The organism is Scrofimicrobium sp. R131, assembly GCF_040256745.1.
GTDB lineage: Bacteria > Actinomycetota > Actinomycetes > Actinomycetales > Actinomycetaceae > Scrofimicrobium > Scrofimicrobium appendicitidis.
The window spans coordinates 347114-373987 of sequence record NZ_CP138335.1 but is presented as its reverse complement, the minus strand read 5'-3'; the positions used below and the strand labels follow the sequence as shown (position 1 = coordinate 373987).

The window sequence follows — 26874 nt, the reverse complement described above, 5'->3', positions numbered from 1 at the left end:
GACCTGCCAGCCCTCATCCCAGGTGTCACGGTGGCGACAGCAACGACCTGCAACCACATGTTGCCCAAGGGTGTGTTGTCTGCCCGTCCGAGGTTTCACGTCTACCTGCCCATCACACCCTGCTCGAACGCTGAGCAGTACGCAGGGCTCAAAAAGCAGTTCGCTGCACGCTTCGAATTCTTCGACCGGCAAGCCCTCGATGCAGGCCGTTTCATCTTCGGAAGCCCCAACCCCCAAACCACGTTCACCGGCGGTGATCAGACCGTCGACGTATGGCTGACTGCCCAGCAGGATGCTGACTTGTTCGCCGAGTTTGATAAGGCGACGCAGGCGATTGGTGAGGGGTCACGCAACTCGACCAGGTCGAGGTTCGCCGCGCGAGCCCTGATCCGCTACGGCAAGACCGCCCAAGCCAGGGAGTTGCTTGACCGTAAAGCCGACCTGTGTGACCCACCCCTTCCATCGTTTGAGTTGGAGCAGATCTGGGGGTCGGCGGGGCGGTTCGCGGTGAAGGTCGCAGCAAACATCGCTGGTATGCAGATCGTAAGCAAACCACGGTCTGGCAGTTCGACAAGCCTCGCGAGAACAGTGACCACCCCACCTCGAAGCCACTAGACTTGATCGCGTACCCGATCCAGAACTCCATGCAAGCCAACGCCATCGTGCTTGACACGTTCGCAGGATCTGGCTCGACGCTCATGGCATGCGAAGCCACTGACCGTATCGCGTACTGCATGGAACTCGACGAAAAGTATGCCTCAGTGATCCTGCGCCGCTACGCCGAGCACACCGGAGACGCCGCTGGCATCACCTGCAAACGCGGAGAGGAAGAGTTGAGCTATCTCGAACTGGTCAAACACGTCGATCAGAACCAGTGACCCGAACAGTCAGGGCGAGAGCACAATATCACGACGAATAGGGCGGCTGCGACTTGATAAGTGGTGGCGGTAGAGCGTGTATGTACATGACCCAGATAGTGTCCGCGCCCTGCGGGCACAGACCAAGGACCATGAATATGGAACGCCCCGCCACCACTGTCACACCCACCGGGGAGCAGACCCGCAAGCACCTCGCTATGCTGATTGCCGCTCACCTCGACGTCTCGCCCACCTACGAGGGCACACCCACTTTCGACTACGTGGTTGGCGGGGTCAGGATCAACCAGAACTGGCAGGTCACCTGGCCAGCAGAAATCAGTGATAGCGATATCGAGCAGCTCGAACAGCTCGTGAGTCAGGCGGGCTACCAGATTACCCGAGACGGCGAGGAACAACCACTTGTGCTGGCGTTCCCCACCACCGGGTGGAATGAGCGCACACGCGGCAACCTCGAGGCCATGCTCGCCTCCAAAACCGTGCTCATCACCAAAGCCCTTAGCCTCGAGGCGTTACCAGTCGAGTTCATGGGCGACGCCGTGCGGTTCTCCTGGTTCACCTGTCATCCCTCCCGGGCAGTGGCAGAGGCTGTGACGCAGTTGCTGATGTGCATGATTGAGGCCGCATCGAACGCGAGCCGCATCTCACCGAAACCACCAGCAGCAACCAATGTCAAGTATGCGATGAGGTGCTTCCTTCTGCGCCTCGGGTTCATCGGTGACCAGTACAAGGCCGCGCGACGCGTCCTGCTTGCAAACCTTGAAGGATCAGCCGCCTGGGCAACCCCACCCGCTCAAATCGTCGCACCAACTACGTCTGCCGCGTGAATGACGACAGGCTCTAAACATCATTGAAAACGCAAGGGTTCATGACTGGATAAAGCCTGGAACGTATGGCTGTATGTAACACACGAAAACCCCTGAAAGGCCAGAACAACATGGACACCATCGACGCTCTCGAACAGCAGATCGCCACCCGCAAGCAGGTCAACTCGAACACTCTACTGCGCGCCTACATCTCCACTCAAGAAGCAGGCAACGAACTGCTCGACTTCTCCGAGTACATCTTCGACTCCGCACTGCCAGGCTTCACGACCGAACTCGACAAGATTGGGGTCACCGAATTCACGATCAGTGTGCGCCAATCTGACATGGCCGCAACCCTCATCGAGATCACCGAGCAAGGGTGGGATCTCGCAGGTCTTACCCGGGTGTTTGAACGCTTCACTGACTTCTCTGGCAACCGTGGCAAGGTGCCCGCGTTCCACCTGCGTCGCGCATGAGTAGCCTGCATTCAGGGGCAATGGGATAATTGGCTGGTGCCAGAAATGCTCCGCGACGCCCTACTATCTGAGGACGGCCTGTACCGTTACCGCTTGACGCGGCGATGGGATGACGGCGATCAGGTGACGTTCGTGATGCTTAACCCTTCAACTGCTGACGCACATGAAGATGACCCGACTCTGCGCCGGTGCATCAGTTTCGCACAGTCGTGGGGTTACGCGGCCTTGAGTATCGTAAACCTCTACGCATACCGAGCAACGAATCCGGATGATCTGTGGCGTACCGCAGATCCAATCGGTGGAGATAATGACTCCCACCTGTGTGCCGCCGGAGAGAGCGGCGACCTTCTCGTTGCAGCCTGGGGCGGGAACGCCAAACTTGAACGTGTCAAACAAGTCCTCCGTCTTCCTGGGTTTTCCCAGATCAACTATCTGCGTCTCACCAAGGCCGGGCAGCCAAGTCACCCGCTATATCTGCCGAAGGATCTGACCCCGACTCCGTGGCTGCACTAAACGGCGCCAGTGCTCCCTTTCCGTCTTCCTCTTGCTGTTTCAGTCCACCTGTTTTCCGTCCTACAGGTGACCTGAGAAACGTTGAAACACTGGGGATTTCGACTGGCTAACGTCCCGGTTGTATGGCTGTATGTACATACGCAAACAACAACATACAAGGAGCCAGAGACCATGAAAACCACCGCCGAAACCACCTGCACGATGGAAGCGCTGCAAATGAGAACCGACCGGAGTTACGGCACGGTCATGCAGTACGGGAGCTTTCGTCTCGAACTACCGGTGGACAAAAGGTGATGGCTACGGCAACGATGCCCGAGTCTACCGCCTCACCGAGCAGCCCATTCCCGGGTTCGGGCAAGAAGCTCGCGGGTTCATCGAATGCCAGCTTGAACTCGTCGCCGAAGCCACAGAGGCTTTCGAAGATGCCGGGCACGCCATCGCTTGGGCAATTGCCACCGCGAACATGCTCGAAGCGAAGTGACCGACATGGAACCCACCGGTCAGTTGATCACTAGCCCGCTGGACATCCCGGCAGGCGCAATGCCACACGGCGACATTCAAGCTGCCGCCGAGATCGACTTCGCCACGCTTGAAGCCCTCGCCGCAGAGCTTGAGTCTGTGAAGCTGCCGGTGCGCACGCTGTCGCGGGTTGGCTGGTTCTACACGACCCGCACAGCTCGCCGCCACACCTTTACAACATTGGGCAAACAAAAAAGCCCGCTGGAACCAGCGGACCCTTCCTAGATGTTCTGTCTTGTGACTTGACGACCCTCGTCGAGGGTTCGAGCAAAATTATCGTGGTGGGGCTCCTACGGACTTACTGCAATCAAAACGAGACAGTCCGCCAACTCGATGGCCTGGTGGCAGAAGCAAGGAGTCAGACCGCAGTTGCCGCGCCACGACGCGCTCCTCGTCCTCCACGCTCGGCGCGCACGGGCAAGAAGCTGCCTGGCGAGACGGAGCGGGCCATCGTGGCCGAGTACAAGGCAGGCCAGACGATGAAGCAGATCGCTGCTCGGCACAATATCCATCGGGTCACCGTCAGCGAGGTGCTCGACCGGACTGGCACGACGAAGCGGCCGAAGGGCATGAGCCCAAGCCAGGTCGACATAGCTGCTCGACTCTATGAGTCAGGACTCTCACTCGCCAGCGTTGGCACCCAACTCGGCTTCAACGCCACAACGGTCCGCACGAAGTTCTTGCACCGAGGTGTCACAACACGCGACTCTCACGGGCGACCGCGGTCGTAGCCTGGCAGGCCATGGACAGCTTGAACTATAGAACCGAACTTGGATCAGAATCCCTACTTCTCTTTGCGGACGCGGAAAACCCGTTCTCGATCTTCCACTACTGACATAATCGCGTCACGCATTGCGGCAACATCTATGGCACCCTGCTCCTTGATGTGTCCGGCCGACTGGTCTCCCGCGGTCAGGTAGGCTCATTCGAGCACCAAAACGGCATCTCCGTTGACAACCAAGTTCACGTTATAGCTGGAGAAGATCAGTTATCGCCGATTCTTGGATTGCCCGATTTTGAAGACGATCGGTTGCACGGTGTCGCTGTCGAGGTCATCCTCCGGTTGATCGATGATCAGTGGTGTGCCACCCTGAGATAGTAGCGTGCCGAGCATAGCGGAGGCCTGTTGCCCGGCCGAAGCCGAGTCAGACGAGATGTACTCGCTTTCTTTGGCCCAGTACTCAAACAATGGGAAGTCGAACACTTCTGCGAGCGACAGATCGAGCCAGCCACCGGGGGTGAGCTTCGGGACGAATCTCTTCTGATCCGCAACTGTGAGGCCTAGCCTGGTCAGCACGGGAGTTTGTTCAGAGCTGATGTCGGCATTTGGTTCGAGTAGGGTCAGCGACTCGAGCTCTTCGAGCATGTTCTCCGAGGTCGCTGCAGAATCCGACTCCTTCGCGAGCTCCTCAAGGAAGGCATCGACCTTGCTGACCCGCACGTTTGAACCCGCAATCAGCGCCTTGGACTTGCTCTGTACTCCATCAAATCCACGGCTCGTCGGTAATGTTGCACGGAACATTCCGTTCGATGAGGACGCGAGAGCTTCGCACTGAGCTCGCAGCGCGCTCGTCCGTTCTTTCCGTGCGGCGGTCCGCTCGGCGCTGAACTCCTTGTGCTTGTCACCCGGGTTGCCACGCGTTGACGATCAGTTCGCTGACGCTGCACAAGCTCGAGAGCTTTGCGTTGCTGCTCCTCTAGCCTGGCGCGCTCTGCCAGCTTGGCTTCGTGCGCCAAAGACCGTTGCTTCACTGCCCGATTTGTCCCGCTGTATTCGGTCGCCTTAACCGACAGAGGTTCAGCGATCGCACCGATCGCACCATCGTCCGTAGAGAGTACATTGAACTCAGTTTCCAGCCCACTGATCGTCGATCGCAGACCCAGCAGTGCATCACGGGCCGTAGTAAGCAATGCGTTGGCTTCTGCAGTGAGGCTGGCTGGAGCGGAGGCTGGGAGCTCAAGATCCTCTAGCGATGAGTCCAGCGATTCAACCAGAGAAGCGAGATTCTCCTGTGTGACCTCTATGTGCCGGAGCCATCCGGTCTGGGCTGAGCGCAAATCGTCGTGCCCGGCCTTCCCGTCGAGGACTTTTCGATCCTCCTCAGAGATCCCCGCAAGGCCATCGCGCAGCGACTGCGCCTGTTCCGCCAACGACCGGATGCGCAGATCGCCCCCAAACAATCTAGGCAGTTAAGTTCCCGTGCCACTGGAGGGTGCCGTAGTTCTCGCGAAGTTGGCCGGCCACTTCTTGCCGTTTGCGGTCGATCTCTTCGAGCTGCCGCTGGATCGGCGATGTGGCAATCGCAACAGCTCATCGACGCAGACTAAGTCGCTACTCAGTTGCTTCTGGCTGTACGCCTGAATGGGGATGAAACTCTGGATGGCTGATTCAGCCTCCTTCTCGAACTGACGTCACCTACCTTGAGTTGAATCGTTCCGTCGCCGGCGTGCCTACGCACAATGTGGGTGATCCCATTAATCACCCAGCACACTTCGACATACGCGTCGCGAGGCTTGAGCGTCGCGTCAATGAGTTTGCGCTGACGCACGCGGGGATCTGCAACCTCGTCATCCTCGGTTGCTCGCGTAGGCTGGTCACACAAGGCCCAGCGGAAGTAAGCAAGCACCGTCGACTTGCCGGTACCTCTTCCGCCTATGAGGGCTGTGTATTGCGGGTTGAGCGCGACGTCTACGCGACCCATGAACTTGCAGTTCGAGACCACCACGCGCGAAACCCAGACGTTAGGTATTGCCGGAGAGCTTTGGGAGCTTCGAGACTCCTGCGCCAGGCATGCCTGACGGATTGCTTCAGCTGTTGGCTTCGCCCACTTCACCCAGGTCGCGTGTTCACCAAGCGTGGAGAAGTCGGCTTTGCGCGCGTCGGAAGTCTGGAACAATGCAAGACGCTTCGATCCCCAGTTGCCGTCGCCGCCTTCGAGAATCCGCTTCTCGCCGGCGTACTTCTGGCGGTTCAGCTCCGTGATGGGCTTGTCGAGGTATCCTCCGACAGCAACCATGTCCCGATACTTGGCCTGGAAGGATTCCCGCAACAGAGTATTATGACCGTTCGGCGTGACGTTCGGAAGGAGGATATACCTTCCTCGGAGCCAATCATTCTTGTCAAGCTTCGCGTGGATGTCGTTGAGGTCGCCTGAGTCCGGCAAGACCGTTGTCTGAGGGAGAACATCCTGGACCGCACCAATCGGGTCAAAATGAAGTGCCTTCAAGACGTCATTGAGGCGGTCCTCTGGGAAGTCTGCGTCGAGAATGAGAATCGCCTGACACGGAACGCTCAACGTCAGCTCGAGTGCAGGAAACACTGTCAGTTGCTCGCGAACAGGCACCGGTGTGCCGTCCGCTAACAGCTCTGCGGCTGCAGCGCGCTTTATAAACGGGAAAAACGCAAAGTCATGGTGATCAGAGATGGCAACAGCAATGAGCCCCCGAGCTCGTACGGCAGAAATGAATGTCGCAGCCCACGTATCGCGCACGGCAGTCGTACGTCGGCCCCCATCCCACTGGGTATCACGCGGGGTATGGACTTGGAAATCGGCGCGGTAGAAGTGCCCGCCATTGTCAGCCAAATCGATGGCTATAGTGGACTCGTTTGCCCTGACTACCGACTTGCCTTTCCTGGCTTCGCCAGACTCTCGTCGTTTTCTATCCCGAGCGCCCGCACCAGGTTCGCGTGGAGCGACACCAACACCGCCGACCCTTCAGCGCTCGGCGTTGATCGGTCGTTCTCAACCAGCCAATTCGCGACCGCCACCTTAGACGGAGCCTTTAGCCCGACGCTCTTGATCCAGTCGTACATCCACTTCGCAGTAGAAGCTCCCGTCTCTGCTGCAATCGGTGGCACTTCTGGAAGATCGCTTGCAGTGGCTCCTGGATTGCACTCAGGAAGCAGCGCCGAGATCGCCGCCCTGTAGGCGTCCGGCTCGAGGGCGTTCTCGATCCCCGGCAATCCCAGCTCAGCGATGAGGCTCTCTGGCACGCCAGCCTCTGTGAGGGCAGTCTTCAGCTTCGCCCCGCCATGATCACTGTCGACGAGGTATGCGACGTGGGCAGCCTCGAGGTCGAGTTTTGGCAGGAAGTCGTTCGGGACTTCGGACAGTCCTGGCGCTACCTGATAGGGCAGATCCGTCTGTCCAGTTGCGGAACGTATCAGCGTAGGTAGAAGGATCATCTCGGTGGCCCCCTCGGCCAGGACGACGTAGCGAGCGGGTGTGAAGGCAGCGGCTGCTGCACCCATCGCAAGCATCAAAGGCGAGTAGCCTGCTGCACCTTGCCAGAAGCTGTTCTTCACGTCGCTCACTTGGAAGTTGTCGTGACGCGGTACGACCACACGAATTCCAGTGCCAAGGTCGGGCGGAAGGCACGCAGGACTGTGGGTCGTGTAGATGACCTTGATCGCGTGCTCCTGCGTGACGAACATATTGACCAGATCCGCTTGCGCATCGATGTGGAGATGGTTCTCTGCCTCGTCGATGAGCAAGATCGGCGCACGCTCCGAACCATGAACCTTCAGGAAGGCGATCAGAGCGACGAACATTCGGAGGCCGGCACTGCGCTCGTCGAAGACTGTGATGTTGTCGCCGTCCTCCATGAGCTCGATGCGAAGCTGATCACCGTCAAGCTCAAAGTGGACAGCCAGCTTCGACTGTTTCCACGCTTCGTCGAAGATGGCGTCCATCCGCTTGTTGGCCTGGACAATCGCCGTTCGTCGACGCGCAATGTCTCCTGTTCGAACGAACTGGAGAAGCTCTGCGAGGTCGAGTGACGCTGTGCCCGCAAGGTTCGCAAGCGCGACTGGGGTGTCGTTGATCAGCGCATCGTTGAACGTGTACGCGGATTGAATTGAGCGATCGGCCTCGTCGAAAAGGATGAAGTCCGGCGTGCGCCTCCAGACGCGTTCGCGAGCGGCGGGAGCGGGGTCTTCTCGCTCATACCACGCGATGATCGCATCGAAGGCCGCATGCAGCGACTCCGCATCGACGTCGTCAGCAAGCGTGACACCCCGGAGGGATTGCGCAGTCTGAACTGCTTCGTCAGGAAGATCACTGCCGATCTCCGCGACCGCAGCCTCGACAGCCTCGACCACGGAACTGAGCTCCGCCCGGTAATCATGCGGATCGTCAGAACCTGGATCGGCATACGTAGTGTTCGGATCGATCCAGTCGTCAAGGTCTTCTTTGACGGCTGCTGCCTTAAGGGTGTCGAGTGCATCTTGGAGTGGCTGCACGGACTTTCGAGGCGCTGGAATCAGGTCCACGATGAGTTTGTCTCCGGAAGCGGAGCGTGCAACGTGGGCGCGAGTCGGCTGCTCGTGCAAGTCGAGATCCGCAAGGGCAGTGCAATCTTCCTTCTCCACGATGTAGTCGAAGGTCGTCACACGGGTCTGATCGGTCACTTCGGTAGCTCGCGAACGCTGAGGTACCGGCACGGCGGTCTCGCCATCGACGTGAGCGAGCGCCTTGAGCAGGGTGGTCTTGCCTGCCTCATTCGGCCCCACGATAGCGATGACCTTAGCATCCAAGTTGATCTTGGAATCGACGATCCGGCCGTAGCCCTGGACGTGAGCGGAGATGAGCCTCATAGCATCCACACTCCCGGTACCGCCCGCGCGTAGTCGTCGATGCCGATGGCTTCGAAGTGGCGCTTGGCGGACTTGATCTTGGCGAGCTCGGTTGGGCGGAGCTTCGAGTCGTCGAGCGTGCTCTTTGTCTCACGGATCATGTAAATCCGATCCTCTCCATCTTCCTGCTTAATGATTGCCCAGTCGGGATTGTATGGCCCGACGGGGGTATCGATCTTGAACTTGGCGGGTAGCTTCATGAACAGCTTGATGTCCTCGCGAGAGTCGAGCAGCTCCGCGAACTGGCGCTCGACGTCGGAGTCGAAGACGACGTAGTCGAAGTCGGTCTTCTGGGTGTGCTGCACCTTGTACATCTGGTCGAGGAAGCGCTCTTTCTCCTCCTCGCCGTCCCGCTGCAGCTCGCGAAGCTCGTAGACCGAGCCCGCGATCCGCTCGTACTGAATGCCCTCGACCACGATCTTCGCCAGCTCGCTCTGGAGGGCGCGCTTGACCATCGCAATGAAGTCATTCGGGTTGCCGATGAACTCGCCCAGCCGCTCGCTCCCGACCAGAATGTCAACAATGGTTCTGCGAGTGAGGGAGGTTGCCTCCTGCAGTTCCGTGATGATGTCAGGTAAGTCGTAGCTACCCCGAAGTTCTGCCGAGCGGGAGCTAAGCTCTTCACCCTTCGCGCCGCCTCGCAGCACCTTTACTCCCGCGCGGGTAACCTGGATTCGCAGTGCCTCGATCTTTGGGGCCTCCCGGATCGCGCGGATTACGTTCTCGATCAGTTCATTGCGCTCGACGCGGACCCGGTAGGTGGTCTTCTGACTGATCGCCTCCCAAAACTCCTCAAACTCCGGAGTCGAATAGAGCCGCTTGTTGAGCACTCGGGCCTGACGCTTACTGACGGACTTAACATATTTGCCGATGTTCGCACGCTCAACTAGCTCGACAATGGTGGGTTCGGCCCAAGCTAGATCCTCTGGTAGATCAAGGTAGAATCCCAGCTGGTTCGGCTGAAACTTCGGCGTGACTGTGCCGTCTTTGTCGATGAAGCCTTTGTCCTTGAGGTGCTCCCAAACCTGAACAGATCGCTGGTACCCAAACAGATCGTCTGTGAGTGCACCATTCTCGTCCTGCAATGGAATCTTCGAGAACTCTGCTCTACGAACCCGGCCGATATCAACGCCTGCTTCCTTGTACTCACGCTGAAGAGCATCGGCAAACTTGGTATAGGCCTCGTTCGCAACAACGGTCAGCGTGGCGACTCCACGGTCAGCCACGCGCACAAAGCCCTCTTGGGTCTTGGCGACCGGCAGACGCAAGCCCCGCCCGATAGTCTGTCGACGCTCGGTCTCCGCGCCCATCTCGCGCAGCGTACAGATCTGAAAAACATTCGGGTTATCCCAACCCTCCCGCAAGGCAGAGTGGCTAAAGATAAACCGAACAGGTTCGGTCTCATCTAGGAGTCGCTCTTTTTGCTGCATGATCAGTTCATAGGCGCCGTCATCAGCTTTGGTCGTGCCAGACGAGTCCTGGAACTTAACCGTCTTGCCGCGCCGAATCTGGGAAAAGTAGGCCCGCCGCAACTCTCTCGGCTCCTGCGGTAGCAGTTCCTGGTAACGTGCCGACTTCGCACGCTCTTCGACAAAGACCTCATCAAACCACTGAGCAAAATCTCCATTGGCATCTTCGTTGTTCATACCATCACCCAGGTAACTGGCAACCTTGTCAACGAAGAACAAACTAAGCACCTTGATACCTCTTGCACGGAGCATCGCTTCCTTACGAAGATGTTCCCGTACTGTCTCACGGATCATCTCCTTGTAGATTGCGCCGGCCGACGCACCGATGCTTTCTCCCTCATACAAGAAACCATGCAGCGTGAGATCAACATAGACAGGATCAATACTCATCTCGTTGATACGCCAACCCTCGTAGATCGGATTGTTGGTGATACGCTCATCGGACAACTCTTGATGCTGCTTCACACTCACAATCCGCCGCTCGAGCGAACCATCCGCCCGCCGACAGGTCAACTCCAACCGAGCAGACCATGACGGCTCCCGGCGGACCTCAACCAGCCTTATGTACGGTGTCGCATCCGCACCTTGCTGCGCCACCTCAGCCACGACAATTTGCTTCACTAGTCCCAGGTCATGTGCGTCAACCGGATCAAGCCTATAGACGACGTTACGTTGTTTCTTGTGCGTCGCACTGTAACGCAGGGTGAAGACAGGGTCGAGTTCGCCCACCGCCGACTGCGACAATCGAGACTCCATATTCTGGGGCTCATCCATAATCACGACCGGACGCGTCGCCTTCAGGTAGTCAATCGGCCGCAATCCGTTTAGCTTGTCACGGGTTTGGTGGATGATTCGGGTGTTCGCGTTCCCACGAATCGAGTCGATCGTCATGATCAAGATCTGCACATTCGGGGAAGTCGCAAAAGACTGGACCTCCTCAGCATTCTTGCCCCTATAGATTGAATCATCAAAAGTGATGCCCTGTGGCCTATAGAGGCTCTCAAAATGCTCACGCATAAGCCGAATGCTCGTACTTACACCCTCACGGATCGCCACGCTCGGCACCAGAATCACAAACTTCGTAAAGTTGTACCGAACTGCCAGATCAAAGATGGTACGCAGGTAGACATAGGTCTTACCTGTCCCCGTCTCCATCTCGATATCAAAGTCAAACGCATCGCCCGCAAGCGAGGACGCTACCTCAAGACCATTCCTATCCTGCACACGCTGAAGGTTCGCGAGGACTACTTCTCGATCAAGCACAAGACTGTTCCCGACCGCACCTACTTCGGAGGCGATTTCTGCCTCACGTAAAGCATGTGCTGCCACCCCCGACAGTTCGATTTGCTCATCTATCTCGACATCGACCCGTCCATGCAGCGTCGACAGTAGCTTGTCCACATCCCTCGGCTGCCCGTCAAATAGGTCAACCACCGACGAGATCGCATCCAACTGATACGGCTGACTAGCGTCAAACTGGAATCCTGATCCACTCGCTGCACTCGTCTTCATACTCATGCTGTCCAGACCTCAACTCCCTTGGCTCTAGCGAGCTGGGCCAAATTGGTCTTGAGCTCATCATCGCCCTGGAACGCATCCTCAAGCACGATGATCCGCATCGGAGACTCCTCCACAAACGCACGAAGCTGCTCAAGCGTCGGCTTAACATGCTCGTTCAAGTACGCCAACACGGCAATGTCACCATCCCGATCCCGCACAACCCGGACATCAAGACCACCAACCTCAGCCGGTGCAACCGATTCGGTCAACGAGTAACCCTGCTTGAGCAGAATCTCAGTGAGCAAATCATCAGCACTCGCGTCATCGGTCGCACTATCACGAAGACTCAGCAAACGCTGCTGCAACGCATCCACCTCAACATCACTCGACACATGCCACTCTGTAAAACAAGTCTCACTCAATTGATACGACCTGAATCCCAGGTCGATCGGCAAGGCAGATTTTAGAGGTTGCATTGCCAGATCAGTCGCGACAAAACCTCCTGCGCGTTTGATGCGCTCTCTAGACACATCCGCAATAGTCCCAAATTCATGGTTATCTTGAGCCACGCCCTTAGCCAGGGGCTCCGGAATCTGAACTAATATAAAACGCCGATTCCCGCCATCGACCGCGTTAGCTTCCATTACAGCCTGAGCTGTGGTACCCGATCCAGAAAAAAAGTCTAATATAATATCCTCGCGGTTTTTGCTCGTAAAAGTGGCTCCGAGGACGAGATCTCGAATCAACGACACCGGCTTTGGAAAGTCAAAATAGGCGTCCAATCCGCCTAACTTCCGTAGATCACGTACTCCATCAGCATTTAGGTGCTTTATTACTGAATGAAATTTCGACCCATCTTCAGCAATCTTACGGTACCGGCCCACAATATGCCCTCCACTCTTGGGCGTCAATACATAGCGTCCGTCCGCTAATCCCGCATTTATTTCCTCCAGTTTAGAGTCGTCGTAATACTCAAGAATTTCTTCATAAAAGCATGTTCCATACTTACCAAATTCCCGCCGAAACCAGTCTTCCTCGATCCAGTATCTTCTCCGGATCGGCTTACTCTTCTACCGCGTATATCTTTCGGTCTGAGTAGTGGAGGAAAGTTTGTGAGATTTCGAGCGTATATCAACACATAGTCATGCCCCTTTATGATCTGCTTTGCTAGACCACCGCCTTCCGCACTCGTCCGAGAAAACGCTCCGACGAAATTATTCTCACCGAATACTTCGTTACATAGCAATCGCAAGCCCGCGATTTCATTGTCGCCTATTGAAATCAGTATTGCTCCATCATCGGTGAGCAAGTTTCGAGCGAGTTTGAGCCGCGGGTACATCATGTTGAGCCAGTTGGAGTGGTAGCGGCCCTCGGTTTCGGCGTTGGTCGTGACCTTCTTACCCTCCTCGTTGACCTGGCGTGTCCACTCGAGATAGGTGTCCAGGCCCTCCTTGTAGTTGTCCGGGTAGACGAAGTCTTTACCGGTGTTGTACGGAGGATCGATGTAGATCATCTTGATCTTGGCGTGGTAGTGCTTCTGCAGAATCTTAAGAACCTCAAGGTTGTCGCCCTCGATGAAGACGTTCTTGGTCGTGTCCCAGTCCTTCGAGTTCTCGAAGTCAGGCTTCAAGGTTGCTGAGGTCGGCTCCTGCGCAGCTCGCAGGGCTCGCTTCTTGCCAGGCCAAAAGAGTCCAAACCGCTCACTACTATCAGCCGCGTCATCGTCGAGCAGTTCCTTGAGCTTCTCGACATCCACCTTTCCGTCCGCGATAGCCTCGGGTACCAGATCAGCAAGCTGCCTGGCAAGCTCGGTCCTAAAGTCAGGCGTAGTAGGTGATGTCTCGTAGATCTCGTCAGTCATTCAGACAATTCTCTTTCATGATCTAGCCAGTCTGCATCCGATTTGCTCAAAGTACGTTATCTATCCAATTATGCGCCAACGAATCGTGAACAGGTGCTCACTCTCCTGGGCTCCCTGGAGGGCCTGCTCAATCATCTCCAGCAACCTGTCCGCCTCGGCCCGCAGCTTCTTGCTCATAGCTCGGAACTCCTCGTCAACCTCCTCGGCACGTTGATCCCACTTGCGGGCAACTTTTTTTAGGCGATTCCGCTCCATCGGGTCGTTGGCCTGCTGGGCGAGCCTGCGGGTTTCCTTCTCCTTGGCTCGGTAGTCGCGGATGACAGCATCACACTCAGCCTTGCGATCCTGCTTGTTGCGGTAGAACATTTCCTCCTGCTGGTCGTAGTAACGAGCGTTGCGCCCCTGGACTTCTTTCTCCAGCTCAGCCCGGCGAATGTCCAGGTGTGGCGTGAAACGGCTCTTGTCGATCGCCACCGGCGCTGTTCCGACGTCGATGCAGGCGAGGTCGAGGATGTCTGCGACATACTCCTCGTCGAGCCACCGATCGTCATCGGTCAGTGCGCCGGCGAGCAAGTAGGACTCGGAGACATCCTCCTTGTTCGCGCTCATCCGAAAGGTCACAACACCAACAGTAAGCTCGCCACTAGCGCCCTCCAGCGCACGGATTGCACTGCTAACACGCTCCGACTGGCCCAGCGAGAAAGTCAGCTCACGCGTAGGGGTGTCATGAGCCTTCGAAGACTCGACCACGTGCTGAGCTAAGGGGCCCGCATATCGGTATTGGTGGGCGTTCTCCAGCGGTTGGGACTTGAAATAGTAGCGCCCGGTAGGCGCGTCCTTCACTGGCGACTGGTTCAGCACGAAGGTGCGCCCGTCGCCCTCGAAGGTGGCGTGCTCGTCCAGTTCGTGCCGAGTCACCGCGAGCAGTAGGCGCTCGAACTTGTTGAGCACCTCGCCGGACTGAGTGTCGTATGCCTTGAGGCGATCCTGGACGTGGGGGTCGAGGTTGTCGAAGACCTTTGCTTTGGCGTTGGCCATCTCGCGCGAGATCTCACTTGCGTATTGATCCTCCAGCTTCCGGAACGCCGAGTCCAGCTCGTCGGCGGTTTTGCAGCGGGTGAGGATGTCGCTGATGGTCTTCTCGAAGTCCAGCCCGTCCTCGATCGCGCCGAGCACCTCGTCGCTGGCGCCGAAGACGCTGGAGAACAGTTGGAACTTGTTCGTCAGCAGCTCCAGAATGCGCTGCTCGGCGATGTTGCCCTTGTTCGAGAAGTTCACGACGACGACGTTGTGCTTCTGCCCGAAGCGATGCACGCGTCCGATGCGCTGCTCGACCCGCTGCGGGTTCCAGGGCAGGTCGTAGTTGACGAGCATCGAGCAGAACTGCAGGTTGATGCCCTCCGCTGCGGCCTCGGTCGCGATCATGATTGTGCCCTCGGTGCGGAAGTAGTCCACGAGCGCCTTGCGCCGATCCACGGCGGCGATGCCGGTGATCAGGTCGCCGTCTTTGTTCTTTTCCAACCAGGCCCGGTAGATCTCAGTCTGCTCCGGCAAGTTGTTCGAACCGTTGAACAGAACGAGCCCCTCCCCTCGACCCGCCTCCCGCAGAGTACGTGCGATGTACTCCTGCGTCTTGGTCGACTCGGTGAAGATGATCACCTTCTCCGGAGCTTGCAACTCACGCAACCGCTCGAAGCCAAGGTCGAGCGCCTCTCCAAGCTTGACCGCCTTCTGATTCTCGGTGATAGAACGAGCCAACGCCGCGTACTCACGCAGCTCCGCAACCTCGGCACGCATCGCCTCCAGCAACGACGCGTCCAGCGGCACAGAGGAGCGGGCTTCCGTGCGTCCGCTGATCTCTTCGGCCTCCTCCAGCTCCTCGCTGGTGATCTCGTCGTCGACGGCAAAGTCTGCTGCGACCAGACCACCGCGGCCGTCGCGACGCTGCCCGGCGGCAACCTCATCGGCCAGACGGTTGGCGATATTCTCCAGCGTGCTCGCGACCGCGTAGGTCGACGAACCGAGACGCTTGCGGATGATCAGGGCACAGAGGTGACGCTGACTGTCCGCGAAGGCAAAGAGCTCATCGCGCTGCAGGTAATCGTTCACCAGATCGTAAAGCCGCGCCTCGTCGGGCGACGGGGTGAACTCAACCGTCATCGGCAGGCGCTTGGTGAAGTGGATGTACTTGTCGGCATCGCGCCGCAGCGTGCGCTTCGAGACGGTGGCGACACGCTCGACCAGGTCGTCGTCACCCCCGAAGGCACGCTTCTTGACATACCGCTCCCGGAACGTATCAAGGGAATAGAAGTAGTCAGGGTCGAAGATCGAGACCAGCCCATACAGTTCCTCGAGCTTGTTCTGCAGCGGCGTCGCAGTCAGCAGGACGGTCTTGTGTGCACCGCCAACTATGTGCGCGACTGCCTCGGCGGCCTTGGTTTTGCCCGTCCAGAAGTTCCGCAGCCGGTGTGCCTCGTCCGCAACCACCAGATCCCATGCCCTGAGCAGTGCGGTCTCATGCCGGAGCGCGAACTCGTAAGAGCAGATCAGCACCTGAGTCGGACTTCGAGCCACACCAGCTAGCAACGTGTCCTTCGACTTTGAATCGAGAATGGCAGACGGAAGCAGAAACTTTTCATACAACTCCTGCTGCCACTGCTGCCGAAGGCTCGACGGGGCAACGATCAGAATGCTGCGGCGGCGTTCCGCCCAGTACTGCGAAATGACGATGCCCGCCTCGATCGTTTTCCCGAGGCCGACCTCATCGGCGAGGATCACGCCCGGCAGAAACGGTGTCTGCAGCGCGAACAGGGCGGCGTCGATCTGGTGCGGCTTCGGCTCCACTTGGGCGTCAAACAATAGACCAGCAATCTTACCAACATGGTCATTCGCATAGCTGCACTGCAACTGGTGTGCAAAGTACTTAGCTTGGTAATCGGTAAGAGGAGAGACCATCAGTTCCCCCTCTGCGCCGAGAAAAGCCACCACTGCGCGGCTTCAAACGCACAACTACCACCAGGCCCACAAACAAGCGCCAAACTATACGTCACTTAGTCCCGATCCTCCATGCCGAAGGAACACATCTGTTCCAGCGATTCAATCCCGCCACCTACGTTACCGCTAGGCTCCGACAACTCGAGTGTCCGTCACCCAGCCTGCGGGGACAGCATCGGGCCACGCAGCCAAGACAGTGGTGATTTGCTTTACATTTTCTCATGACTTCCCAACCCAAGCAATTGTCCGTCACAGAGCTTGAAAGTCTCCGTTGATGCATCACCCCAACAATCAGACCAAATCACGGCCGACAACCACCCACCGGCACCAGCCTCTCGCACCAGCAAGTACCATTTGCAATGCATTGGACACAGTCAGACTGAGATACCCCTCCCGTTGCGACGCGGATCCATGTTGGCGGTTACGTCTGGTTACCCTGTTCGATCGCCGGCAACTCATCCCGCGACTTCGGCAAGTCGTAGATGAACAATGTGCCCTTTTGCGTCCAGTACATGTGGGTTCGGGTTCTACCTTCGCCATACTCGTGCGCCTTCAATTGCGTGTGCCCCTCCTGCGCGTACGCAGACCTCTGCCTCGGGGTAGGCAAATTAAGCAGGAAACTCAAGAATTGCGTTTCAATCAGCCCCCTACCGATTGGCCGCCTCAACACCCAAGCCGCCAACAACTACCACGAGAACCACACCGCTAATGTCGACGACAGGCGCACACCACTGGTTATCTGGGGCTTCAACACCCAAGCCACCGGTAGGCACCCTATTGGCACACAGACCAAAGAGCAGGTCCGACGCGACCTCACGGCAGTGCCGACCGCACGGCCCTTGAAGAATCCAGTCCGGATCCACCACATTCGTTGGGGTTTCCTCCAGCAGGCATCCTTCCGAACCCGCTGCATCCTCAACCTTCGCCTCTTCAAAAGGATGCGCGCCACCATCACCGACAATGGTCAACACCTCGTCGGAGCAAACTCCATAGCACCACCCAATGTCATTCAGCTCGGATCCTGGGGCAGTTCTCTAGGACCCGCACAGCCCGCCGCCACACCTAACAACACTGGGCAAACAAAAAGCCCGCTGGAATCAGCGGGCTCTTCCTAGATGTACTGCCTAGTGACTTGACGACTTTCGTCGAGGGTTCGAGCAAAAGCATCGTGGTGGAGCTAGGGGGATTCGAACCCCCGACCTTCTCATTGCGAACGAGACGCGCTACCAACTGCGCCATAGCCCCGATGTTTCCCCACATTCAGCGGGAAAGACCTGAATAGCTTATCACGGTCCCCGGTTCGGCCTGCAACTTGGCTCCCGCTCAGGGGGAGGTGGTCCTGCTCACCACCGTCAAACATCAGCCGCCAGCAGCCAGCCTGGACCTACCAGCCGCCACCTACTGCGCTCGGCGCTTTTCGAGCACCGCTTCCAGGTCCAGGTTGAAGTCGTCTTCCTCGACCATCGGTCGCAGGTTGACCACCGGGCTGGCGGTGGCCGCCATTGGCCGTCCGACCTTGCTCTCCACCTGCGGCACCCCGCGCAAATCGGTGTCGATGTGGACTTGGCGTCGAACGGTCTTGGCCTTTCGCACAGCCACGGGCACCGGCAGTTGCGGCACCGTCCAACCGGTGGCCACCTCGGCCGCCACCGACTCGGTCAGCTCAATCGCCGAAGCCACCGGGGCCGCCTCCTCCACTTCGACAACCTCAGTCACTTCGGTAACCTCAGCCATTTCAACTTCAACCACAACCGGTTCAGCCGCCTCCACGGCCTGTTCCGAACCAGCCTGCCCCGAAACAACCGCAGCCGAAGCACCCGACACCGTCTCCGAAGCAACCGGCGCCACCCGGGTCCCACCCCGGGCATCCACCTGCTCCTGCAAAGCCTGGAACTGCTGGTCTTCCCGCTCACGCGCCCGCTCAATGTTGATGGCCGCCAGCCGCGAACCGCCGACGCTCCCAACCAGCAGAGCACCCGTTCCGGCCGTCCACCACCAGCTCGCCACCCCGGTGGCACCCAGGAACACCGTCAGCAGCATCAGTGCCGCAGCCACCCCCACCGTCACCAGGCGACGCTGGGCGGCAGCGGCTTCACGCGAGATGCGCGCGGCCCGCTGGGCTTTCAGGGCGGCCAACTGCCGGGTCTGCTCGGTGGTCATCCGCAGGGTGGTGGCGGACCGGGGCCGGTGTGGCCGAGAGGCTGACGATTCGTAGCTCATGGCTGTCCCACTTTCCGAGGGGCTGGACGCATTTTTCAGTAAAGGCATGGGGGCGGGCCTCCGCCCGCGAGTGGTGGGGTTCAGCGCCGGCGGTTCCTCCAGCAGGCGCAGCTCAGTCGAGAATCGGTCGCCGTCACGCGAGAGTACCAACGCTTGACGGCGCCCCACAATTCGCGGTGCCACTATGCCTCCCACCAGGAGGAACACCGTTGCTAGAGCCAGACCACCTAATACCACAACTCCAACTTAGGTCAGGGTCTGCCAATTGGCTTGCGACGCCCCGGGGGTGTTGGAACTTTACCCGCTCAGGGCTGGTACCGACCGACGATTCGGCGCTCGACTAGGCCGCCTTCGCTCAGCATCTCGGCGTCGACCGCGAACCCCTCGTGGTCGGCCCAAGCCCCGGCGATGCACATGTAGCGCACCCGCAGCCCTTCGTGGCGCAAACCCAGCCGACGGGCCACCCCGAGCGAGGCCGCATTTTCGGGGCGAACGTTGATTTCGAGTCGGTGGAGCCCCAACTCGCCGATCACCAGGTCGACCACGGCGGCCACCGCCAGCGAGGTCACCCCCTGCCGGGCCCACTGCTGCCCAATCCAGTAGCCCAGGTTGCCCTGGCTCATGGCTCCGCGCTGAACCCCGGAAATGGACACCAGCCCGGCCACCTCACCGTCCGCCTCGATCACCATCACCAGCGATTCCCCGTCGTGCATTTGGCGTTCGACGCGCCGGCGGTACTCCCCTGCGGTGGGCAGCAACTCGTTGGAGCCCGGGGGCAATGTCGCCTCCCACGGGCTCAGCCAAAGCCGGTTTTGACGGCGGACCGCCTCCAACTTCTGGTGATCCGAACCCCAGGCGGGCCGGATCCGCAGGTGGCGGATAAAGGTATCTGGCCGCAGCAGACCGTTCGCCCCGGGGGCGGGAAAGTCGAGGGTGAGTTCCTCGACGCTTCTCCCCCACACGCTGGGAGCCCGCAGGCGTTCCCACCAGGACGGACTCACGGGCACGCCGTCCACTAGTCCAACACCAGGCACTGGAGGGCGTCGCCCGCCCGCACGTTGGTCACGTTTTCGGGGACGATCGCCAACGCGTTCGAGGCGGCCAGGGCGGAGAGCCACAGGGAGGCGGGTTTGCCCATCACGCGGGCCTGGTAGCCCTGGCGTGGATCCCCCACCAGGCGCACGCGCACAAACTCGCGCCGTCCGCGGGGCGAATACCAGCCGCGGTCGACCCGGGCCTGCACGCTCGGGCGGGTCAGCTTGGCCCACCCCTGCATTTGGCGCAGTGCCGGTCGAACGTACACTTCGAAGCAGACCTGAGCGGAGACGGGGTCGCCGGGCAGACAGAAGATCGGGGTGCCGTCACCCACCGTGCCGACCCCCAGGATGTGCCCGGGCCAAGCGGCCACGTTGTCGAACCGGACGGTCCCCAGCGTGCCCAGCACCTCCCGGACGGTGTCGCCCGAACCGTAGGAAATCCCACCGGTGGTGATGATCAGGTCGGCCCGAACCAGCTGGTCCTCAATCGTGTTTTTCAGGATCGAGCGGTTGTCGGGCACGGCCGGCACCCGAAACACTTCCGCCCCGGCATCGGAGATAGCGGTGGTGAGGGCGTGACCGTTGGCGTCAAACACGGTGCCGGGCCGGGCCTTCGAGCCGGGCTCCACCAGCTCGTCCCCAATCGAGAGGACGACCACGCGGGGACGCGGGTGCACCACCACGCGCGAGCGGCCCACCCCGGCCAGCAGCGCCACCTGCCGGGCCCCGACGCGAGTGCCGGGCCGCAGGACAATGTCGCCGCGCTCCACATCTTCCCCCTGGAAGCGGATGTTTTCGCCCACTGCCGGCTGGGTCCGTACCTGGACGCTGGCCACCCCGTGGTCGGTGAACTCGAGCGCCACCACCGCGTCGGCCCCTTCGGGCACGGGCGCGCCGGAGGCAATCCGCACGGCGGAGCGGGCCACCAGCACGGTCGGGCTCACATCCCCCGCCCGCACCTCGGTGGTCACCTGCAGGGTGACGGGATGGTCCGGGTTGGCCCCGGCCAGGTCCGCGGTCCGCACGGCGTACCCGTCTCCGGCGGCCACGTTGGCCACGGGCAGGTCAAAGGGGGCCTGGACTTCCTCCGCCAGCACGCACCCGACCGCATCGGAAAGTTGAACATCCAAGGGGGGTTGTTGGCGGGCCGAACCCAGACAATCCTGATAGAACTCAGCAACAGAACGCATGCTCTAAGTCTCGCAGACAAAGCGCCGTTTCGGTTAGCTCACGCTCCGAGTTCGCCGGCTTCACCTACGATGGTTCTGTGAGCGTAGCAACAGCGAAATCGAATTGGCGCCGGTGCGTGCGGGCCCGGCGACTGGCCGCCCACCAGGCCGGCCTGCTGCCAGCGGGCAGTGCTTTCTGGGCGGGGTTAGAGGCGGTTTGGGTGGCCGCCGGCCAGGGCGGGGTGGCCGCCTACGTCCCGGTTGGGACCGAGCCGGACGTGCGCGTGTTTTGGGGCGAGCGGGACCGGGTCCTGCTGCCGCGCCTGTTCTCGGTGGACGAGTCGGAGCTGGCGGGGGCGCCGCTGGCGCCGGGTCAGTGGGCCTGGTGGAGCCCCGGGGAACTGTGGGAGCAGCCACGCACCTGGGCCCCGGGCCAGCCGAGCGCGGATCGGCCGGGTTCACTAGCGGAGGTCAGCCTGGTGCTGGTGCCGGCCCTGGCGGTGGACGAGGCGGGGACTCGTCTTGGCCAGGGGGGCGGCTGGTATGACCGGGTGCTGGCGGACCTGCCGCCGGGGGTGTTGACCGCGGCCATGGTCTACCAAGCGGACTTTCTGGCGGGGGCGGCGCTGCCCCGGGAGGACCACGACGTGCCGCTGTCGTTTGCGGTCACCGAGAACGGGGCCTTCCCCCTCCAGTAGTGCTCCACAGCCAGCGCGGACCCCGGTTTTCCACTGGCGGCAATCGGGCCCCTGGCCGCGCCCCCGCTACGGTGGCACCCTGACTGGATGAACACCTGGTGGCGTGGCACTTCGAAGGTCCTGCGGACCCTGGCTCTGGCGGGCGTAACCCTGACCGTGCTGGGGCTCGGGGTGCTGGCGCTGCGCGCCCCGGGGGACGGGTCCCCGGTTTGGGTCACGACTCGCGACATTGAGTTGGGTGGGCAGGTCACCGGGAAGGACCTGCAGTTGGTTACCGTCCCCGCCGCAGCTCTTCCCGACCTGGCCCTTCCCGCGCAGGAGGGACCGCCCGGCTTTGTGGCGGCGCGGTTCCTGCCGGCCCGGACGGTGCTGACCCAGGTGGACGTGCGGGGCTCTGAACGTGCCCGGCTGCTGGCCGCGGATGAGACTCTGGTTGAGGTGACCGCAAGGAGCGGCAGCTTCACACCCGGGGATGTGGTTGATGTCTGGGGTCAGGCGGCGGACTGCGTCGAGTTGGCCTGCCCGCCCACCCTGATGGCCGCCGAGGCCCGGGTCTTGCAGCAGGCGGAGCCCCCGGGCTGGACCGAAGCAGAGGGGGTGCTACTCAGTTTGGCGGTCCCGGCTTCGGCCACCGCCGACGTCCTCTGGGCCGCCCAAAACGGCACGCTCAGTCTGACGCTCCGGCCGGGCTAGGGACGCGGGCTCCAGTGCGGGGGCCGATCCTCCTGCAGGCGCCGGTCGTTGGCGGTCTCCCCCTGCTGCTCGGGGACGGGTTCGTCGTCGCTCAGCTGGGCTGGTTCCAGCCAGGTGGGGGCCAGGCCGCGTTCCAGTCGCGCCTGATCAATAGGGTTGATCTGTACTACGCGCCGGCGCCGCCGAGGGGAGGAAGCCTCACTCAACGGTGGGCTCCTCCAGTTCAACTTCGAGTTCGGGCTCATCTTGGCCCTGGAACGGCGTTTCCTCCGGCAGGTCCAACGCGGCCCGGTTCCGGCGGACCACATTGCGCAGAACCGCGTCCGACTGGGCCCCCCGGCGATGCAGACCCAGGGTCTTTCGCAATTCCTCCACCAGTTCGTCGCCGCCCAGCTCGGGGGCGCCCTGGATGATCCACTGGGCCACCTCGTCTAGTTGATCATCCCCGTAGGCTGCCAACGGCAGACCCGGGGCGATCGAAGGCCGACCCTCGCGGGCTTTGATTTCGCGCAGGTGAGCAGCCGTGTCCTCCAACTCGAACAGGCTCTCCTCCTGGGTGGGGGCTTCCTCCTGCTCCGCTTCGGTGGCCTCTTCGTCCTCGGTGGCTGACTGGTCCTCCCCCATCGGGTTTGGTTCCTCATCCAGCAGATCCAGTTCGGCGGCGGTGGCCGGACCGGCCTCCACCTCGATCAGGGTCGGTTCGGGGCGAAGTTCAGGGTGCCGGTCGTAGAACTCGTCGACGGCGTCCAGGACCAGCTGGACGATCGCCTCGGCCTCCTTGTTCGGGTCGATGAAAACGGCCATCGACAGCTCAATCCGGACCTTCCACCCCTGCTCTTCCAGCAGCTCCGGGATCAGCCGATCCCGCACCCGCAGGGAGGGCTCAGAGATGTAGTCATCGTCATCGGTCAGCACCGCCACCAGCAGTTCACCCGGCACCTCCGGGTGCCCAATGCCCAGCGGGATCCGCAACCCACCGGGGACCCCCAGGTTCGGAACCACGTTCAGGCCCAGGCCGTACAGGCGCTCGGCCAGATCCACCAGCAGGTGGTCCGGGGCTACCTCCAACGTCGGCCACGGGGTCTCGCTTTCCGCCTGGACGGTGCTCCCGAGCTTCAGCAGATCCACCAGCATGTGGGCGCCGGGTTGGCGCAGTCGCTCGGTGTCAACCTCTGCCGGATCGAAGGCCGCGATCAGGTCCAGGTCCCCCCGAGCGGTGCGCAGCACCTGGGCCAGCAGGTGTTCGCCCCCGGGCTGAGAGTACGGCCCAAAGTCGTGGATCACGCGGCCGTGCGGCGTCTTGGCGTAGCCCACCGCGACAATTACCCGGTCGCGGCGCAGTCCGTGGGCGGCTTCCGGTCCGATCACCACGAACGGTTCGGTCCGTCCGGCCCGGACAAAGCCGCGCAGCGTCGTATCGGTCGCCACCGCGGTTCGCAGGGCCGCCTCAATCCGTTCGGCATGCCGGTCATTCAGGGCGACCACCGCCAGGGAGACGTCCGCCTGGTGGTGGGCGTGCTCGCGCACCCGCTGAACCACCGCCTCCACCTCGGCGGCCGAAGACTCAATCGCGTGCAGACCCGGCGCGGGCATCCCGGTCCCATCCACCAGCTGCAGGTCCAACCGACCCTGAGTCCGCCGGGACGGAATCGAAATTCCGGCCGACCCCACGTCGTAGCGGCTCAGCAGCCCCACGATGGCGTCGTTGACCCGCTGCGGCTGCGGGGTCATGGTTACCTTCGGCAGGGCGCGGGCCAACTCGGCAAAGTTTTCCTGCTGCGGTCCCCCCGGGCCCACCGCAATCACCTGGCGCCCCCGAGCCAGCACCGGAATCAGAGCCGGCAACGACACCTCGTCCAACCCGGCCAGCAGCACCACGTCCACGTGGCGTCCCCAGGGCACCACCAGCGGCACCAGGGCCGGGGCGGTGATCACGATTGGCATCAGGCGCCAGCTAATAGGTTGGCGCGCATAGTAGGCGGCGGCAGCCATCGGCACCGCCAGTTCGCGCTGGGTCTGCTCGTAGTTCGAGCCGATCTCGGCCAGGGCCTGCTGGCGCAGCCGCATGATCCGCGAGCGCGCCTGCGGCCCGAGCGAAGCAGCCTGCTGCCCCTCCAGGTCCCGCAGCTCCCCCAGGGCGTCCTGCAGCTGGGAGGGGTCGAACCCACCCAGGCGCGGATCCTGACTCAGCATCATCGACAGCGCGGTCGCCCACCAGGCGAGGTCCACCTCCAACGACAGGGCTTCCCCGTCGACGCGGCGCTCCTGCAGGTCGGCCATCAACTCGCCCAGCCCCATCGCTTCGAGGCGGCTGGCAATCCGGACCCGTTCGGGCAGTTCGCGGGCCCCAGCCGGGTCGGCCGCCAGCGCGTCCATCAGCCCGCCGAGTTCCTCCATCGACAGTTCGTACAGGTTCCCGTAAACCGGTTCCAGGTAGCGGTTCAGCAGGTGCAGGCTCTGCATCAGCAGTTCGAAGGTGGCCAGGACCGCGGTGATGTCGGCCGGTACGGTCGGCCAGGTTTCGGGCGCGGCCAGTTTGCGCCACTGGTCCCGCCGCTCCTGCACCGACACCAGTTCCCGGTGCAGGTCCGGCACGTGGGCCCCGGGCACCAGCAGGTCTTTTGCCTGCTTGACCAGGCGGCGGCGCTGGGAGCCCCGCAGGTTGATGCCCCGGTCGCGGCGCCACTCCTTGCTGGCGGTGGCCAGGACCATGTCGGCGGCGGAACGCTCAAACACCCGGGGGACGAAAACATCCAGGCTCTGGCGGACCCCCCGCAGCAGGTCCAGTTCCGCTTCCCAGTCGCGCACGTTGGCTGCCAGGCGCAGTCCGGTCTTGGCCGACACCGCCTGCATGTCCCGCTCCGTCTGGGGCAGGACCCGTTCGGACAGTTCACGGACCGCGTGCAGCGCCTGCTCCACGCTGGGGTCGTCCAGCAGCTCCACCCCGGTCCACCAGTTCCGCAGTACGTCGCCGGAGAACATGCCGAGGCTCGACGCCTGCTGCAGCAGTTCGCGGGCGGCCTGCCCCTGGTCGGCGGCCAGGGCTTCCAGTGAGGCTCGGCTGAGTCGGACCCGGGTGGTGGGACCACCTGGAATTGAAGTCAGATCGGTTAGCACCTGAAGGGCATCGAAGGCTGACACTCCCCATTCGGGAAACTCCTGGTGCAGGCTCTCGGTGTAGGAAGACAGTTCCTCCCGGCGACGCCGGAGCCGGGTGCGCATCTCGTCAATCGCGTCTTTGTCGAAGTCGTCGGAGGCATCCAGGAAAGCCGACTGCAGATGCTGTTGCACCGTCTCGGCCGACCGGGCTGTCCCCCCAATCAGGTTGGCCACCCCCGCCACCCCTTCGCGGGTGAGGGCGTCGGCCACCGCCTGCTGGGCCGCCCCCTGGGCGGCCACCACCAGAACGGATCGGCCCTGGGCCGCGTGTTCAGCGGCAATGGCCGCCACCGTGTGCGAGTAGTCCTCCCCGGCGGGGGCTTCCACCAGCACCGAGTTGGGGCCGGTGGCCGCCTCGATCACGTCGGCCAGCTGCGGGGGTTGTTCCCCGAGGCCGCGCTCGGCCCACGGGTCCCGGTCCCCAGGGTTTGGTGGGGCCGGCTCAAAGTCCAGTTCGCCGCGTGCCTGAGCATCTCCCGCCAGGGCCCGCACCGGCGCCGACAGGCTCAACCACTGCGGGGCGCCCAGCTCGCGCAGCAGGGCGGAGGTGGGGTGGGAGAACACCCCGACCGAGAGGGTGTCTTCCAGCTCGAACCCGGGGACGGCGCCCCCTGCCTCGCGCACCAGTTGCAGGGCGGCTTCGGGCGAGAACCCGTGGCGGGTCCGAACCAGGTTCAGCAGGTCGGCGGTCTCAATCGGCTGGCCGTAGCGCGAGAGCACCATCAGCAGCCGGTTGGAAATCTCAATGCCCGGGCGCAGCGCCAGGTAAATCTCCGAGTCCTCCCCCATCGTCATGTCGATCGGGCGCAGCAGAATCGGGGTGGTCCGGCGGGCGTCGTCTTCGAGCCAGCGAGCCGTCCCGATGGACAGGTACAGCGTGACCGAGCCATGATCGTCAATCATCCGCTGGGCTTGGCGCAGGACATCCAGCGCGGCCGCCTCGCTCACCCGCTGCTGATCAGAGTCGCGGAACAGGTTCGAAAGTTTGGTCGGGTGTTCGGCGTAAAGCTGGGCCAAACCGCCCGGGTGGGGGTGGCCCAGGTCGAGGCGGGTCAGCGGGTTGCTGGCCAGCTCCTGGCGCATGGTGTCCGCCAGCTGGGTTCGCCAGTCGTCAACCACCGCGCGAAATGGGCGCGGCTGGTCGGCCGGGGTCTGCTCAACCGGCGGGGCAGAATCCTGCTCGGCACCGCTCTGACTCAGGCGGCTGAAGATGCTTGGGCTCACGCCTAATACACTAACCGGACCTTGGG

The 26874-nt window shown here is 61.5% G+C and carries 21 protein-coding genes, 1 tRNA gene and 2 pseudogenes; 9 read left to right on the top strand and 15 right to left on the bottom strand.

The features are described from left to right. Positions 1–30: 30 nt before the first annotated feature. The 7 genes and pseudogenes from SAC06_RS01835 to SAC06_RS01805 all read left to right on the top strand — a co-directional run bounded on the left by SAC06_RS01835 (position 31) and on the right by SAC06_RS01805 (position 3414). Complete coding sequence (locus tag SAC06_RS01835; protein ID WP_350258512.1) at positions 31–615, top strand: primase alpha helix C-terminal domain-containing protein; 585 nt, start codon at positions 31–33, stop codon at positions 613–615. Beyond that, positions 522–878: pseudogene (locus SAC06_RS01830) on the top strand (DNA methyltransferase); the annotation flags it as partial. The gene SAC06_RS01835 and the pseudogene SAC06_RS01830, both read left to right, overlap by 94 nt. A 137-nt stretch (positions 879–1015) precedes the next feature. Further along, positions 1016–1702 carry a hypothetical protein gene (locus SAC06_RS01825; RefSeq protein WP_350258511.1) on the top strand — a complete coding sequence of 229 codons (687 nt, stop codon included), beginning with the start codon at positions 1016–1018 and terminating at the stop codon, positions 1700–1702. A 110-nt stretch (positions 1703–1812) separates the two neighbouring features. After that, positions 1813–2157 (top strand): hypothetical protein, encoded by a 345-nt coding sequence (locus SAC06_RS01820; protein ID WP_350258510.1) that lies wholly within the window; start codon positions 1813–1815, stop codon positions 2155–2157. A 45-nt stretch (positions 2158–2202) separates the two neighbouring features. Continuing rightward, entirely contained in the window at positions 2203–2670 is a 468-nt protein-coding gene (locus SAC06_RS01815) for a DUF1643 domain-containing protein (RefSeq protein ID WP_350259140.1), read from the top strand. A 171-nt stretch (positions 2671–2841) separates the two neighbouring features. Then, positions 2842–3151, top strand: a pseudogene (locus tag SAC06_RS01810) (hypothetical protein). 5 nt (positions 3152–3156) lie between these two features. Next, on the top strand, positions 3157–3414 hold the full coding sequence (locus SAC06_RS01805; RefSeq protein ID WP_350259139.1) for a hypothetical protein: 258 nt from the start codon (positions 3157–3159) through the stop codon (positions 3412–3414). Positions 3415–4177: 763 nt separating this feature from the next. Here SAC06_RS01805 and SAC06_RS01800 read toward each other — a convergent pair. From SAC06_RS01800 to glp, 13 genes are all read right to left on the bottom strand, one after another. Continuing rightward, a complete protein-coding gene (locus SAC06_RS01800) occupies positions 4178–4711 on the bottom strand; it encodes a hypothetical protein (protein ID WP_350258509.1) in 534 nt (177 codons plus the stop codon). An 814-nt stretch (positions 4712–5525) separates the two neighbouring features. Beyond that, a complete protein-coding gene (locus tag SAC06_RS01795; RefSeq protein ID WP_350258508.1) occupies positions 5526–6773 on the bottom strand; it encodes a hypothetical protein in 1248 nt (415 codons plus the stop codon). Positions 6774–6805: 32 nt separating this feature from the next. Further along, positions 6806–8785 carry an AAA family ATPase gene (locus tag SAC06_RS01790; RefSeq protein WP_350258507.1) on the bottom strand — a complete coding sequence of 660 codons (1980 nt, stop codon included), beginning with the start codon at positions 8783–8785 and terminating at the stop codon, positions 6806–6808. Beyond that, positions 8782–11805, bottom strand: a complete 3024-nt coding sequence (locus SAC06_RS01785; RefSeq protein WP_350258506.1) for a DEAD/DEAH box helicase family protein — start codon at positions 11803–11805, stop codon at positions 8782–8784. The genes SAC06_RS01790 and SAC06_RS01785 overlap by 4 nt, the downstream gene beginning before the upstream one ends. 2 nt (positions 11806–11807) lie before the next feature. After that, positions 11808–12677 (bottom strand): DNA methyltransferase, encoded by an 870-nt coding sequence (locus SAC06_RS01780; RefSeq protein WP_350258505.1) that lies wholly within the window; start codon positions 12675–12677, stop codon positions 11808–11810. A 56-nt stretch (positions 12678–12733) separates the two neighbouring features. Next, positions 12734–13654 carry a site-specific DNA-methyltransferase gene (locus SAC06_RS01775; protein WP_350258504.1) on the bottom strand — a complete coding sequence of 307 codons (921 nt, stop codon included), beginning with the start codon at positions 13652–13654 and terminating at the stop codon, positions 12734–12736. 60 nt (positions 13655–13714) lie between these two features. Next, the gene (locus SAC06_RS01770; RefSeq protein WP_350258503.1) at positions 13715–16609 is read right to left on the bottom strand and encodes an SNF2-related protein; all 2895 of its coding nucleotides are present in this window, start codon (positions 16607–16609) and stop codon (positions 13715–13717) included. Between the two features lie 460 nt (positions 16610–17069). Continuing rightward, complete coding sequence (locus SAC06_RS01765; RefSeq protein ID WP_350259138.1) at positions 17070–17318, bottom strand: phage antirepressor KilAC domain-containing protein; 249 nt, start codon at positions 17316–17318, stop codon at positions 17070–17072. Continuing rightward, positions 17296–17619, bottom strand: coding sequence for a hypothetical protein (locus SAC06_RS01760; RefSeq protein ID WP_350259199.1), 324 nt, complete (start codon positions 17617–17619; stop codon positions 17296–17298). The genes SAC06_RS01765 and SAC06_RS01760 overlap by 23 nt, the downstream gene beginning before the upstream one ends. 198 nt (positions 17620–17817) lie before the next feature. After that, positions 17818–17893: transfer RNA gene (locus SAC06_RS01755), tRNA-Ala, on the bottom strand. 153 nt (positions 17894–18046) lie between these two features. After that, entirely contained in the window at positions 18047–19051 is a 1005-nt protein-coding gene (locus SAC06_RS01750; RefSeq protein WP_350258502.1) for a hypothetical protein, read from the bottom strand. A 122-nt stretch (positions 19052–19173) separates the two neighbouring features. Then, a complete protein-coding gene (locus SAC06_RS01745) occupies positions 19174–19875 on the bottom strand; it encodes a GNAT family protein (RefSeq protein WP_350258501.1) in 702 nt (233 codons plus the stop codon). 8 nt (positions 19876–19883) lie between these two features. Further along, a complete protein-coding gene (gene glp / locus SAC06_RS01740) occupies positions 19884–21095 on the bottom strand; it encodes a gephyrin-like molybdotransferase Glp (protein ID WP_350258500.1) in 1212 nt (403 codons plus the stop codon). Between the two features lie 77 nt (positions 21096–21172). On the opposite strand from glp, the gene SAC06_RS01735 reads away from it, so the two are divergent. Further along, positions 21173–21772: a 5-formyltetrahydrofolate cyclo-ligase gene (locus SAC06_RS01735; RefSeq protein ID WP_350258499.1), complete on the top strand. Its 600-nt coding sequence runs from the start codon at positions 21173–21175 to the stop codon at positions 21770–21772. Positions 21773–21859: 87 nt separating this feature from the next. After that, positions 21860–22465, top strand: a complete 606-nt coding sequence (locus tag SAC06_RS01730) for an SAF domain-containing protein (protein ID WP_350258498.1) — start codon at positions 21860–21862, stop codon at positions 22463–22465. Here SAC06_RS01730 and SAC06_RS01725 read toward each other — a convergent pair. Both SAC06_RS01725 and SAC06_RS01720 read right to left on the bottom strand, forming a co-directional pair. Next, entirely contained in the window at positions 22462–22671 is a 210-nt protein-coding gene (locus tag SAC06_RS01725) for a toxin (protein ID WP_350258497.1), read from the bottom strand. The two genes, SAC06_RS01730 and SAC06_RS01725, sit on opposite strands and share 4 nt — an antisense overlap. Continuing rightward, positions 22664–26848, bottom strand: a complete 4185-nt coding sequence (locus SAC06_RS01720; protein ID WP_350258496.1) for a DUF4011 domain-containing protein — start codon at positions 26846–26848, stop codon at positions 22664–22666. The genes SAC06_RS01725 and SAC06_RS01720 overlap by 8 nt, the downstream gene beginning before the upstream one ends. Positions 26849–26874: the final 26 nt, after the last annotated feature.